This is a genomic window from Bacillus sp. OxB-1 (assembly GCF_000829195.1).
In the GTDB taxonomy this organism is placed as follows: Bacteria; Bacillota; Bacilli; order Bacillales_A; family Planococcaceae; genus Sporosarcina.
The window spans coordinates 824,274-838,200 of sequence record NZ_AP013294.1 but is presented as its reverse complement, the minus strand read 5'-3'; the positions used below and the strand labels follow the sequence as shown (position 1 = coordinate 838,200).

General features: G+C 49.0%; 11 protein-coding genes. All 11 read left to right on the top strand.

What is annotated here, in order from left to right; genetic code table 11:
* Positions 1–74 precede the first annotated feature (74 nt).
* The gene (locus OXB_RS04385; protein ID WP_041072205.1) at positions 75–2,261 is read left to right on the top strand and encodes a helix-turn-helix domain-containing protein; all 2,187 of its coding nucleotides are present in this window, start codon (positions 75–77) and stop codon (positions 2,259–2,261) included.
* A 163-nt stretch (positions 2,262–2,424) separates the two neighbouring features.
* Complete coding sequence (locus tag OXB_RS04380) at positions 2,425–3,279, top strand: 3-hydroxyacyl-CoA dehydrogenase family protein (RefSeq protein WP_041072203.1); 855 nt, start codon at positions 2,425–2,427, stop codon at positions 3,277–3,279.
* 17 nt (positions 3,280–3,296) lie between these two features.
* Positions 3,297–4,076, top strand: a complete 780-nt coding sequence (locus OXB_RS04375) for an enoyl-CoA hydratase-related protein (RefSeq protein ID WP_041072201.1) — start codon at positions 3,297–3,299, stop codon at positions 4,074–4,076.
* Positions 4,077–4,173: 97 nt separating this feature from the next.
* Positions 4,174–5,730 carry a class I adenylate-forming enzyme family protein gene (locus OXB_RS04370; protein WP_231860360.1) on the top strand — a complete coding sequence of 519 codons (1,557 nt, stop codon included), beginning with the start codon at positions 4,174–4,176 and terminating at the stop codon, positions 5,728–5,730.
* Between the two features lie 14 nt (positions 5,731–5,744).
* Complete coding sequence (locus OXB_RS04365; protein ID WP_084212386.1) at positions 5,745–6,170, top strand: acyl-CoA thioesterase; 426 nt, start codon at positions 5,745–5,747, stop codon at positions 6,168–6,170.
* The gene (locus OXB_RS04360) at positions 6,167–7,870 is read left to right on the top strand and encodes an acyl-CoA dehydrogenase family protein (RefSeq protein WP_052483865.1); all 1,704 of its coding nucleotides are present in this window, start codon (positions 6,167–6,169) and stop codon (positions 7,868–7,870) included. The genes OXB_RS04365 and OXB_RS04360 overlap by 4 nt, the downstream gene beginning before the upstream one ends.
* 127 nt (positions 7,871–7,997) lie before the next feature.
* Positions 7,998–9,173, top strand: a complete 1,176-nt coding sequence (locus OXB_RS04355; RefSeq protein WP_041072199.1) for an acetyl-CoA C-acetyltransferase — start codon at positions 7,998–8,000, stop codon at positions 9,171–9,173.
* Positions 9,174–9,473: 300 nt separating this feature from the next.
* Complete coding sequence (locus OXB_RS04350) at positions 9,474–10,742, top strand: MFS transporter (protein WP_041072198.1); 1,269 nt, start codon at positions 9,474–9,476, stop codon at positions 10,740–10,742.
* Between the two features lie 67 nt (positions 10,743–10,809).
* The gene (locus OXB_RS04345) at positions 10,810–11,454 is read left to right on the top strand and encodes a LytTR family DNA-binding domain-containing protein (protein ID WP_041072197.1); all 645 of its coding nucleotides are present in this window, start codon (positions 10,810–10,812) and stop codon (positions 11,452–11,454) included.
* Positions 11,455–11,582: 128 nt separating this feature from the next.
* Positions 11,583–13,097, top strand: coding sequence for an acetyl-CoA hydrolase/transferase family protein (locus OXB_RS04340; protein WP_041072196.1), 1,515 nt, complete (start codon positions 11,583–11,585; stop codon positions 13,095–13,097).
* Positions 13,098–13,305: 208 nt separating this feature from the next.
* Positions 13,306–13,923 carry an NAD(P)-dependent oxidoreductase gene (locus OXB_RS04335; protein ID WP_041072195.1) on the top strand — a complete coding sequence of 206 codons (618 nt, stop codon included), beginning with the start codon at positions 13,306–13,308 and terminating at the stop codon, positions 13,921–13,923.
* Positions 13,924–13,927: the final 4 nt, after the last annotated feature.

Here is a 13,927-nt window from a genome sequence, read left to right as displayed (position 1 = left end):
AGAGAAAGCTCCGTCGCATATCCAATACATGGTACACTGAATAGTGAGAATAAACGGAGAGTGGTGACTATTTCATGTCTGGAATTGTCAGGAATAAGGTCATACAGCGACTGGAACATCATTTACGGACCACTTCACGGCAACTGATCAAGATCGATACGGAAGAGGAAGCGATCCAGTTCTTGCTCGATTCATTCAAAACGGAGCTTTATTGCGATTTTGTCGGAGTCATCCTGGCCGAGTCGGATGAATTCATTCCGAAGGCGTGGGCAGGAGAAGTGGGAAACATCCGCACGGCATTTCCGCTTCCGATCGAGGCTTGTTCGTCCCGGCTGCTTTCCTATAGTACGAAGGATAAGGAAACGGAAGGGCCGGAAACTTGTGCTTTGACGAAAGTGCTGAATGGCTCGGATGTGAAAACATGGTTCACAGTTCCCTTGATCGATGGCTCGAATAAATACGGGTTTTGTATCATCGGGTTTTTTACATACATCCCATTGCTCGAAATGGACACGATCTTCGATGAATTTGGGAAGGATGTGGCCGTCGCAATCGGGGTGGCCAGGGCCAAGGACCACCAGTTGAAGAAAGTGGAAGGGATCGAATGGATCAGTAAAAATTTGTCCATCAATAAATCTCTGGAAGACAATATCCGAGAATTCACGCTTCGTGCAGCAAAGGGTACAGATGCCGCCTCGGCTTGCATTTATTTATACAATGACAGCGAAGGGTGTTTCGAGCTACAGTATCCGGTGTTTGGCTGTTTTGCCCATACCGAAAGAATCTCCATCCGAGATAAAAACTTTTTGAATGAATATTTCCCGTTTCTGGAGCAAGTCGGCGGAACGCAGCTGACCATTCCAATCGTAGTCGATTTGAAAACAATTGGGGTGTTGCACGTCGAGCGTAAAAAAGGGGATTTGCTGTTTGCGGACGATGATGTGCAATCGTTGAAGCTCTTAAGCGATCATATCGCCATCTTGCTGAAAAACGCACAATTGTATCAAACGGAAAAAAATCACCGGGAGCGATTACAGGTCCTTCTGGATTACCAACAGGCGCTCGTTAAGGAAACCGTTGTCAATGATGGATTCCAAGGTGTGGCGGATATGCTGGTCCAGTTGTACGAGGACTCTGTCATTCTATTAGACCGGTTTTTCCGACCCTTGTTCTATAGAATGGAAGGGTCCGCTGAAGAAGTTTTGGAACAATTTATAAATGCAGCGGAAAGCAGGCGTAGCACTGTGGAAGGATTCCATGTGACTCTGCCAGGCGGCGAGCATTTCTCCATTTGGCCGATCAATGGCGTCAATTCGCTGTTGGGATATTTAGCGATTCAAATGAAAGCGCAGGAGCTGGATGAATTCGACCAATTGACCATTGAATTGGCCCGGAATATTTGCTCCATCCAATTCATTAAACAAAAACTTGTATTGGATGCGAATGAACAGGCGAAGGATACGTTCATGGGAAAATTATTAGTGGAAACGATCGAAGATGAAAAGAGCATCCTGCAATACGCGAATCTGTTCCAATGGGATATGTATCAGCCACATCGTGTAGCGACCTTATCAATTACATTGGACGAGGATGAATTGGAAGGCTCGAACTTGCTGGAACAAAAAGCGAAAAAGACGTTGGCGTGGGAATATATCATGGATCGGATCACGGCTAGATACCGGGGCATCCTGACCGCCACATTCCATGAGAATTATCTATTCATCGTCCCGGTGGCAGAAGAGGACAATCGGAAACGGTCTTGGAGAACCTTCTATAATCATGTGGAAGAAGCGGCTGCCAAGAGTCCGACCAACTGCAGAGTTCATCTTGGCGTCGGAAGCAAAGTAGCTGAACTCGACCAATACTACATCAGCTACGAACAGTCTCTCCAAGTGTTGAATGTCGTCCAAAACCGCTTCTTGTCCATCGGCTATTCATTGTTCGAGGAGTTGGGATCCTACACAATCCTTTACCATCTTGATCATCCGGTTGTCGATATCTTCATGGACAGCCAGCTTGGCATTCTCCTCGACTATTCAGAAAGCAAGAACATCGATCTGTTGAATACACTGCGCGTGTATTTGCAAAACAATGGGAACGCCAAAAGCACCTCCGAGGAACTATTTATCCACCGCAGTTCGCTTATTTATCGTCTGGAAAAGGTGGAGGAACTCCTCGGTGTTGACTTGAACGACTCCGAAGTTCGCTTTAATTTGATGATGGCGTATAAATTATATGATATGAAGCGACAGGCGCTTTAGGAATAGTAGACAGGCCTCCACAATATGATGCCATAGCGGAGTGCCTGTCTTTTTCATTGAAAATGACGGGAAAGCCAGATTCTATTCCTACACTTTGTAGGTACTATTCGAATTGATTGAATTTTATAATGAATATACAAATTAGAAAATTGAGGTGTATATCATGACGATTCAAACAATTGGAGTAGTGGGAGCGGGTTCCATGGGAAGCGGCATTGCCAACTTGGCAGCGCTAAATGGGTTTAACGTGATTTTGCGGGATATCGAGGACTGCTTTCTGGATAACGGAATGAAACGGATTGCCGGTTTCATGCAGAAGAGTGTGGAGCGCGGCAAAATGACGGAAGACGAAAAAGAAGCGACGCTTGGCAGAATTCGGACTACTATAAATATGGAAGATTTTAAGGATGCCGACCTCGTCATCGAAGCCATCATTGAAAATATGGACTTGAAAAAAGAAGTCTTCCAGCAACTCGATGAAATTACGCGGGATGAGGTCATTTTGGCAACGAATACCTCCTCCATGTCCATCACGGAGATTGCTGCGGTGACGAAGCGACCTGACCGTGTGGCCGGCCTTCATTTCTTCAATCCGGCACAATTGATGAAATTAGTTGAGATTGTGCGAGGCTACAACACAAGTAATGAAACGGTCGAGCAATTGAAAGCGGTTGCAGAACAATTGAAAAAAGAACATGTTGTCGTCAATAAAGACACACCTGGGTTCATCGTCAATCGGGTCATGATTCCGCACTTCATCGAAGCTATCCGTCTGTTGGAAGAAGGAGTGGCCTCTGCTGAAGACATCGACAAAGCCGTAAAATTTGGTTTGAACTATCCGATGGGGCCTTTCGAACTTCAAGATTATGCGGGGGTGGATATCGGTTATTTCGTCATGGAATATTTCCAGAAGGAATTTGACGATACCCGTTTCGCTCCACCGTTGTTAATGAAACAAATGATGCGGGCTGGCCGCGTTGGTAAAAAAGCGGGTGCCGGATTCTACGACTACGAATGATAAAGGAGTGCAGAAAGATGACATTTGAACACTTATTGGTAGATATCAAAGATTACGTAGCAACGGTCACGATCAATCGGCCGCCGGTCAACCCGCTAAACAGTGCGGTTTTCAAAGAGCTTGGGAATTTAATTGACCAATTAGATCAGAACGACGAAGTACGGGCCATCGTATTGACGGGCAGCGGGGAAAAAGCGTTCGTCGCGGGAGCCGATATTATGGAAATGGCATCCTTGGACCTGGCGGGGATTAATCAAATGAACAAAGTTTCCCGGAGTGTCTTCAATAAGATAGAGCAATCGACCAAACCGATTATCGCGGCCATCAATGGATTGGCGCTAGGCGGCGGCCTTGAGCTGGCACTCACCTGCGATCTCCGCATTTCAACGGAGCGGGCAAAATTCGCATTTCCAGAAGTGGGTCTTGGCATCATCCCGGGCGGCGGCGGTACGCAACGCCTTCAAAAAATCACCGGCATGGGCGTCGCCAAAGAAATGTTGTTCTTTGGCGAAATGATCAGCGCAGAACGGGCCAACCAATTGAATCTTGTCAATAAAATCGTTCCGCAAGAGGAACTTCTGCCAACGGCGCAAGCATGGGCTGCCAAACTCGCCTCGAAACCGCCGATTGCGCTGCAAATGGCGAAGTTGGCAGTGAACACGGGCAGTAACACGGATATCGACTCGGGGTTGATCGTGGAAGCGGCTTGCTTCGGAAACGCTTTTTCGACCGAGGATCGGAAGGAAGGCTTGACCGCATTCGTTGAAAAGCGTGAGCCGGTCTACGCAGGTCGATAATTTCACACCATACTTTGCCGGCGGGTGACTGTCTCAGGATTCAGTCGCCTGCCGCGACTATCCTAGACAATAGATCTGAAGAAAGGGGCTGGAACTGTTGAAAAAACGAGATGATGTGAGTGTTTATGGGTTACTCGAATACGTAAGCAACGAAATGTCTGATGTCGAAGCGATCTATGATTTTAATACTCCCCGCAAGACGTATAAGGAACTGAAGCAAGATGTCGATCGGTATGCGGATCTATTGGCGGCGAAAGGGATAGAAAAAGGAGATCGCATCGCGGTATCTTTGCCGAACTGGTACGAAACGGCCGTCTTGCTGTTCGCTGCCGGAAAGGTCGGTGCCATTACGGTCCCTTTCAACCCAGGTTACCGCTCACATGAAATTACATATATTTTAAGAAACTCCACCCCGAAGATTCTTTTTATTACAGATAAGTTTGCGGACAATATGTCGTATGAAGAGGCGTATCAGATAGTTCCGACCATCGTGGGGGTGAAATTCTCGGACGAACGCATTGATTGTCTAGAGGATTGGCTTCAGGAAGAAGTGCCGGCTGTTCCAGAAGTGTCGATCGACCCGGCGGAGGATGTCTATCTGATCCTTTATACATCCGGGACGACGGGAGATCCGAAAGGGGTTATGTTGACACATCGTTCGTGCGTCATGTCGGGGAACGTCGGGGCGGATGGACTGCAATGCACGGAGAAAGATGTCTTTATCATTTCTGCCCCCTTATTCCATATCTTCGGCATTGCGATGAATTTATTCACCGCTACGGCAGCGGGGGCCCGCATGGTGCTGATCGAAAAGTATAATCCGAAATTGATCTTCGAAGTGACGGAGAAAGAAAAAGGAACCATCAAGCAAGCGGTGCCGACGATGTATTTGAAGGAGTTGGAATACGAGGATTTTGATAAATATGATCTATCTTCGCTACGGGCTGGCGTTGTGGCGGCTTCCCCGATTTCACCGGATAAAGTGAAAGAGATCCGGAAAAAGTTCAATATTAATCTGATCCAAGCATTTGGAACGTCGGAAACGGCTACAACGACAGTGGGCGCCTTGGATGATCCGGAAGAAAAGATCCTCAATACGCTAGGCCGTCCGATTAAAGGTGTAGAAATTAAAATTGTCGATGCCAACCGTGTAGAAATCCCGGCGGGCGAAGTCGGCGAAATTGCAATCCGCGGCGTGACGAAGATGAAAGGATATTACAATATGCCGGAACAGACGGCTAAGGCGGTGGACCACGAAGGCTGGTACTATTCGGGCGACTTAGGTAAGGTGGATGAGGAAGGGTATCTCACTTTCGTGGGACGCCAAAAAGAATTGATCATCCGCGGAGGGTTCAATATTTATCCGCAGGAAATTGAAAACCTCATCATGCAGCATCCCGCAGTCGGTACCGCCATCGTAATCGGATTACCGGATAAAGTGCTCGGGGAAGTGGTATGCGCGGTCATTAAGTTATTGCCGAATGAAAGCTGTACCGAGCAGGAGATCCTGGACCATTTGAAAAGTAAGATTGCAACCTATAAGTTGCCGAACCATGTCCGGTTTACAGACGAGTTTCCACTGACGCCAAGTGGGAAAATCCAGAAGATGCGAGTGAAAGAACAGATTGTAAATGAAGGAAGCGTTCGCGTATAAGAGGAGGAACGAAAATGGCGATTGATTATAGATTTAAAGTGAGATGGGGCGACACCGATCCCGCGACGATTGTATTCTTTCCTAATTTCTATCGTTGGATGGACGAAGCCTCCCATGAATTTTTCGAAGAGATCGGTTATCCGACGTTGGAATTAATGGAAACCGAACAAGTGGCCATCCCATTGCTTGAATCGAAATGCAAATTCAATACACCGCTCCGTTTCAATGACGACGTAGTGGTGAAGACGGAAGTGGCAGAATTGCAAAATCGGATTTTCAAGCTGTCGCACCGATTTTATAGAGGAGAGACGTTCATCGCGGAAGGCTATACGCTGCGCGCCTGGACGTCTTTCGAAGGGGAAACCCCGAAGGCCGTCCCGATTCCCGAAGACGTCCGCGAGAAACTGGCAGTCCATCTGGAAGGGGTGGAGTCCAAATGACCACTGTCCTGAAGCATATTAATGATTTCATGAAAACGGATGAAAATGTCGATACCATCTTCACACCGGAAGACTTTACGGATGAGCATCTCATGATGAGGGATGCGCTGAAGAAATACTTAGAAAACGACCTGCTCCCTGCCCTTCCTCAAATCGAACGACAGCAGTTTGAAGAGACGAAGAAAGCGGTGAAGAAAGCAGGGGATGTCGGCTTGCTCATGGCGGATATCGAGGAACAAGACGGGGGTCTGGGCCTCGGGAAAATCACAGCGGCCATTATCAATGAAGACATTGCTCTTGGACGCTCGTTCTCTATCACATTCGGCGGCCAGACCGGCATAGGGGCATTGCCAATCGCCTATTTCGGCAATGAAGAACAGAAGGAGAAATACTTGCCAAGCCTGCTCTCGGGCGAGAAGATCGCGGCCTATGCACTGACCGAACCTTCTTCCGGAACGGATGCGATGAGCTTGCGGACTACCGCCAAATTATCCGAAGACGGAACGCATTATATTTTGAACGGGGAAAAGCAATGGATTACTAATTCGGCGTTCGCTTCCATATTTATTGTTTACGCCAAAGTGGATGCCGAGAAGATTACGGCCTTTATCGTTGAATCGGATTACGAAGGTGTGTCCACTGGCGCGGAAGAAGACAAGATGGGCTTGAAAGGTTCTTCCACCCGTTCGCTAATATTGGAGGATGTCAAAGTCCCAGTCGGGAACGTCATCGGTGAAATTGGCCGCGGCCATATTATCGCATTCAATGTTTTGAACATGGGCCGCCACAAGATCGCCTTGACGTCGCTCGGAACGGCGAAGCGAGCTCTGGAATTGGCCGTGACGTACGGAAACGAACGGAAGCAATTCAACCGTCCGTTAACTCAGTTCAATTTATTGAAAAACAAAATCGCCGACATGGCCATTCTCTCCTATGCGAACGAAAGCCAGCTATACCGTACCGCGGGCGCTATGAATCAAGCGTTCGAGCAGCGCAAAGAATCGGACGGCACCTACGCCAAAACGATTGCACCGTTCGCTGTCCTCTGTTCCATCAACAAAGTGTTTTCTACGGAAGTGCTCGACTTTGTAGTGGACGAAGCGGTCCAAATCCACGGCGGCTACGGCTATATGGCCGAGTACGAAGTGGAAACCCTTTATCGGGATTCCCGCATCAATCGAATCTTCGAAGGAACCAATGAAATCAATCGGATTCTGATTGCTTCCACTCTATTCAATGAATACGAGAATACAGAGGAAACGGAATTCGGGTCAGACGGCATCCTGGCTGCTGAAAGACAAAAGCTGAAACTATTCCGGAAGCTCTTCCATGAAATGGGGAAAGCCGTAAAAGCCGCCGGTCTGGAACAGTTAAATGAAGAGCAGGAAATTGCTGCATTTCTCGCAGATCTAGCGATTGCCATTTATGTAGCGGAAAGCATCATCTTGCGTACGGAAAAAGCGATTCATGCAAAAGGTGAATTGAAAAGCGGACAAAAACTAGATTGCGCAAGAGTTTTCATTCACGAAAAGGCGCAGGAAATCGGAACCGCTACATTGAACATAATGAATTTCTTCAAAGATGGGGAGGTTTTCTCCAATATCGTCTCCCGTCTCATCACGAGCAGCCCGATCCATATCGTGGAAACGAAACGGCGCGTGGCAGATCGGGTCATCTCGGCGGAAAAGTATGTAGTGTAACTTGAATCAGCTAAATACGATTTGTAGATTCAAGTTATGTCTTCGGCGGATGTCAGTGAAAGGGAAGCTTGATCATAATCTGGACGCTATTACGCTGAGGCGTAACTGATAGAATAGGGGTGGAAACATGAGAGAAATAGTTGTCCTGCAAGGAGCGAGGACACCATTTGTAAAATTCATCGGAGCATTTAAGGATATTTCGGCGACCGACCTTGGCGCCACCGCGGCAAAAGGGGCTATTGAAAAGTCGGGTATCTCTGTGGAGGACATCGACCAAGTCGTGTTCGGAAATGCGCAGCAATCTTCCAAAGACGCGCACTATTTCGCCCGCCATGTCGGATTGAAAGCGGGAGCGAAGCAGGAAACCCCGGCACTGACCGTAAACCGCATTTGCGGGACGGGAGTCGAGGCGATTCTCACAGGCGCCCGCTATATTTTGACCGGCGAAGCGGAAGTCGTATTGGTCGGCGGGGCGGAAAGCATGACGAACACTCCGCATGTGCTGAAAAGTGCGCGTTCAGGCCATTCGCTCGGCGGCGCTCAAATGGAAGACTGGCTGTGGGATGGATTGTACGACACGTACGCAGATTGCACGATGGCGGAAACGGCTGAAAATTTGGCAGCCAAGTATAAAATCCCGCGAGAAGAAGTAGATCGGCATGCGCTGTCCAGCCAACAACGTGCCTATGCCGCGCGGGAAAAAGGGTATTTGGCAGAGGAGATTGTGCCAGTTGCGGTGAAGACGCGAAAAGGCATGGTAGACGTGACGGAGGATGATCATATCCGTGAAACGAGCATGGAGCAACTAGCCAAACTGCCTGCCCGGTTCGTCGAAGCCGGTGTCGTCACCCCGGGAAATGCCAGCGGAATGGTGGATGGAGCGGCAGCGCTCGTCATTGCATCGAGGGAATATGCGGACGCGCACGGGTTAAAGCCAATCGCCCGCCTCGTTTCGTGGGATGTCGTCGGCGTGGAGCCGAAGTACATGGGCATCGGCCCGGTCCCGGCCATCCAAGGCGCACTGAAAAAAGCGGATCTGACAATCGAGGACATGGATTTGATTGAAATAAATGAAGCCTTCTCTGCTCAATACTTGGCTTGCCAGAAGGAATTGGGCTTTGACTTGGACATCGGCAATGTCAACGGCGGTGCTGTCGCCATCGGCCACCCGCTAGCCGCAAGCGGAACACGGATCTCCTTAACTTTGATCAATGAATTGCGTCGCAGAAATAAAAAGTATGGCGCTGCCGCAGTCTGCATCGGCGGCGGACAAGGCATCGCCGCCATTTTCGAAGCATTGTGAGTGATTGAACCGTATCCTGGGCTGGGGTACGGTTTTTGCGTTGTGTTTAACGTTCCTTGGAGGGCGGGAGAGTGCTAATAATGTGATGGGAATGCTGATAAGTTGTGGGAAGTGCTGATAAGTCACGGGAAGTGCTGATAACTTGCGGAAAGCGCTGATAAGTCTGGTTCTCTCGCTCATAACCCCGAGTCCCGCGCCCATAATTCCTCGCCAAACGCCCCCACCTAATCTCATTTTCCTATTATTTTCAAACATCTAGTATTGTAAACTAGACGTAGGAAGTGGAGAAGGGGTGAGAGGTTGAGGAAATATAGCAAGGAAGAAAATAGTTGGATGATGTATGACTGGGCGAACTCGGCGTATTCCGTCATCATTACGACAGCGGTGTTTCCGCTGTATTACAAGTCGGTTGCAACGAATGCCGGGGTGGGCCCGGCCGATTCGACGGCGTATCTTGGATATACGGTCGCCATTGCGACGTTCATCTTGGCGATGATCGGGCCGATTTTGGGCACGATTGCCGATTACCAGGGAATGAAGAAGAAGTTTTTCCTCTTCTTTTTCGCGACGGGCACGGTGGCGACGGCTTCGCTTGCCTTCGTACCGACGGATAAATGGCTGCCCCTGTTGATCATCTACACGTTGACCGCCGTCAGTTTTCATGGGGCGAATATTTTCTACGATGCGTTCCTCGTTGATGTGACGCCTGAAAAGCGGATGAATATGATCTCTTCCCGCGGTTTCGGTCTCGGTTATATCGGGAGCACAATTCCGTTTATCATCAGCATCGCCATCATCATTCTGGCAGGGGCCGGAACTATCCCGCTCTCCACATCGGCTGCGAGTCGGATCGCTTTCGTCATCACTGCGATATGGTGGTTCGTGTTCACCATTCCAATGATGAGGCATGTACATCAAATCCATGCCATCGAGCGGGAACCGCGTTTATTGGCTGGCAGTTTCCGCCGGCTCGGGAATACGTTTAAAGAAATCCGCAATTATCGTGCTGTCTTTTTATTCTTGCTCGCTTACTTTTTCTACATCGATGGCGTCGGAACGATCATTTCCATGTCGACAGCGTACGGGACAGATTTGGGAATCGGTGCAACGAGCCTACTCATCATCTTATTCGTCACACAAGTGGTGGCTGCCCCGTTTGCGATACTTTATGGAAAATTGGCGCAGAGATTCACCGGAAAAAAGATGCTCTATGTAGGGATTTTCGTATATATGGTTGTTTGTTTTTATGCGTTCTTCATGAAAACTACACTTGATTTCTGGATATTGGCGATGTTGGTCGCCACATCCCAAGGGGGGATCCAGGCGCTGAGTCGTTCATATTTTGCCAAACTTGTGCCAAAAGAGAAATCCAATGAGTTTTTCGGGTTCTATAATATTTTCGGCAAATTCGCTTCGGTCATGGGACCCTTGCTTGTTGCGATGACCGCCCAATTGACAGGAAGCTCTGCATACGGCGTATTCAGTCTCGTCATTCTCTTCATCATCGGAATCATTGTGCTGAAATTCGTCCCAGAACCAGCCGCCCAGATGGACGAAACCGTGTCGTAAGGTTTGTACCTGCGCCTTTCCATCTTCTATAATGAAGTGGAATCTGTGTAGGGAGAGGATCCATCTGATGGAGATGCTTAGTATAAATGGGTTGTTGGACGTCATTGGGGAATTGTTCTCGGATGAAATTTCAATCGCCGTTTCCCATAAGGAAGAGTATATTTATTATCGGCCCAGCAAGCGGATTGATTTGAAAATCAGGCCAGGCGACCCTGTGCGGGAAGGGACGATTGCCTACAAAGCGATCAAGGAGAAGCAGAAGGTGTCCGAATTCATCAATCGAGATGTATTCGGCGTGCCGTATCATGGGATGGCCGTACCGTTTCAACAGGATGGCGAGTTGCAAGGATGTGTGATGGCAATTTATCCGGCTTATACGGAAGGGAAATCGGTCATTACGGTGAAATCCCAAGATGGCTGGGTCCCTGTGCCTTTTGCCAAAGTGCAATATGTGGAAGTGAAAGACCGGAAAACATTTGTCGTATCCGATGAAATCGTCGGCATCCATAAGAATTCATTGCAGAGCTTCGAGTATTTGTTGCCGCGGGATTCATTCGTGCGATGCCATCGCTCTTTCATTGTCAATGTCCATCATATTAAAGAGATTTACCCGGACACCCATTCCACGTTTGTCCTGTCGATGGAAGACGGCACCCGGGTTCCGGTCAGCCAGTCGTATTCGAGCTATTTCCGCAAATTATTAGGTTTTTGAATGAACTGTTCTAAACACGGGAGTCGCTGTCTCGGGCTCCTTTTTTGCCGTTCAAGCCATGAAATCTCTTTTGTGAAAGCGATTTAGATAGAATTATCTAAAAGAGACAAACGAAAGAGGAAGATACAATGGATAAACAGCTAGAGCGTATCAAATGTAAGCCCTTACAAGATGTAGTCGTCACGCCTGGAGAGGCAGCTTCTTGGATCAAGGACGGTATGACGTTGGCGTTAAGCGGTTTCACTCGTGCAGGCGATGCGAAGGCGGTTCCGATGGCATTGGTCGAACGTGCGGAAAATGAATCCTTTAAAGTGAACGTCTATACAGGCGCATCTCTCGGCTCTGATATCGATAAATTATTTGCGGAAGCGGGCATCGTTAACAAACGTCTCCCTTTTCAAGCTGACCCGACAATGCGCAAGAAGATCAACGAAGGCGCACATTTATTCGTAGATCATCACTTGTCCCATACCGCGGAGTGGATTCGTTCCGAAGTGATCGATCCGATTGACTTTGCCATTCTGGAAGCGATTTCAATTACGGAAGACGGAATGATCATTCCGACAACGTCCGTCGGAAACTCGTTGACGTTTGCCCAACATGCCAAATCGATTATCGTGGAAATTAACTTGGCCCACTCTGAACTTTTGGAGGGCATCCATGATTTGTATGCACCGGGCAAGCAAGGGGAACGCGACCCGATTCCGTTGACAAAAGCGGATGATCGCATCGGCACGATTGGCATCCCGATTGACGTAGAGCGGGTGAAAGGGATCGTCTTCACGAACCAACTCGATTCTCCGTCCACGATTGTCCCGCCGGATGAGGAGACAGAAATCATGGCTGGCCACTTGCTGAACTTTCTCCGTTCGGAAATTCAGGTAGGCCGCTTGACCGAGAAATTGGCGCCGCTTCAATCGGGAATCGGTTCTGTTGCGAATGCGGTTCTTCACGGCATGGTCCATTCAGAATTTGAGGAGTTGGAAGTTTACTCCGAAGTGTTGCAAGACGCAGTATTCGACTTGATAGATGCCGGAAAAGTACGTTTCGCTTCCTGCGCGTCCATCACGCTATCTGAAGACAAAGCAAATCAGGTGCTCCACAACTTGGAAACGTACCGGGATAAACTCATCATGCGCCCGCAGGAGATTTCGAACCATCCGGAAATCATTCGGCGTCTTGGTTTGATTTCTATCAATACGGCATTGGAGTTGGATATTTACGGCAATGTCAACTCGACGCATGTGTCCGGGACGAAAATGATGAATGGCATCGGCGGTTCCGGGGATTTTGCACGGAATGCCAGACTCGCGATTTTTGTTACGAAATCCATTGCCAAAGGCGGCGCGATTTCAAGCATTGTCCCGTTTGTCACACATGTGGATCACACAGAACATGACGTCGATGTCATTGTAACGGAACAAGGCTACGCCGATTTACGCGGGTTGGCTCCCCGGGAACGGGTGGAGTTGATCATCGAAAACTGCATGCACCCGATGTACCGCGAGCAAATGCGGACGTATTATAATGAAGCGCTGCAACGAGGCGGCCATACACCGCACGTCATTGAAAAAGCATTCTCCTGGCATAGCCATTTGGCAACCCACGGCACGATGCTTCAAAAAGTGGCGCAACCGGTTTGAATGAAATAGAAGAAAGCCGTCTGTTTTGTCATTTTGGCAAGGCGGGCGGCTTTTTAGGTTTACGTAAGGGGGGAGTGCGTTTTTTCTTGGATGTGTGAGTTTGCCTTCGAGGTGTGTCAGTTTCCCGGGGTTCCTCAGTGATCCATACTTATGTCTTTGTATCTTGAACAAAATTCGGTATGGTGGGGAGAGAAGGAGGCGTTATTCAATGAAAATCGCAATATTTGGGGCAACCGGCCGGGTCGGAGGCGAATGGTTGCGACTTGCCCTCGCCGACGGACATGAAGTGACAGCCCTTTCCCGGTCACCAGAAAAATTGGCATTTCATGAACAGCTCCGAGTTATCGAAGGGGATGTCCGTCATTTTGAAGCTGTGAGCCGAACCATCGCAGGGGCGGATGCCGTCTTCAGTGCACTAGGCACCGATCGGACGACGACCTTGACGGAAGCGACGCCTCACTTCATCCGGGCGATGGAGCAGTCGGGAGTCCGGCGGATTGTCACTATTGGAACAGCGGGCATCCTCCAAAGCAGAACAACCCCCGGATTGCTCCGTTACGAAGCGGGTGATTCTAATCGCCGGTTGACGTTCGCTGCCGAGGAACACCATAAAGCATTTGAGCTGCTGCGACAATCGGGATTGGATTGGACAATCATCTGTCCAACCTATTTACCCGACGGCCCGGCCTCCGGAGCCTACCGTGTTCAACAGGATTTCCTACCAGAAGAGGGCAGGGAAATCTCAGTCGGCGACACTGCCCAATTTGCGTACGCTGCATTAGTGGCGGGCGACCACATCGGCTATCGCGTCGGTATCGCCTACTGAATTC

Excerpts from the sequence above, each read along its gene's own strand:
- OXB_RS04385 (WP_041072205.1), top strand. The coding sequence starts at position 75 with ATGTCTGGAATTGTCAGGAATAAGGTCATACAGCGACTGGAACATCAT.
- OXB_RS04380 (WP_041072203.1), top strand. The coding sequence starts at position 2,425 with ATGACGATTCAAACAATTGGAGTAGTGGGAGCGGGTTCCATGGGAAGC.
- OXB_RS04375 (WP_041072201.1), top strand. The coding sequence starts at position 3,297 with ATGACATTTGAACACTTATTGGTAGATATCAAAGATTACGTAGCAACG.
- OXB_RS04365 (WP_084212386.1), top strand. The coding sequence starts at position 5,745 with ATGGCGATTGATTATAGATTTAAAGTGAGATGGGGCGACACCGATCCC.
- OXB_RS04360 (WP_052483865.1), top strand. The coding sequence starts at position 6,167 with ATGACCACTGTCCTGAAGCATATTAATGATTTCATGAAAACGGATGAA.
- OXB_RS04355 (WP_041072199.1), top strand. The coding sequence starts at position 7,998 with ATGAGAGAAATAGTTGTCCTGCAAGGAGCGAGGACACCATTTGTAAAA.
- OXB_RS04345 (WP_041072197.1), top strand. The coding sequence starts at position 10,810 with ATGGAGATGCTTAGTATAAATGGGTTGTTGGACGTCATTGGGGAATTG.
- OXB_RS04340 (WP_041072196.1), top strand. The coding sequence starts at position 11,583 with ATGGATAAACAGCTAGAGCGTATCAAATGTAAGCCCTTACAAGATGTA.
- OXB_RS04335 (WP_041072195.1), top strand. The coding sequence starts at position 13,306 with ATGAAAATCGCAATATTTGGGGCAACCGGCCGGGTCGGAGGCGAATGG.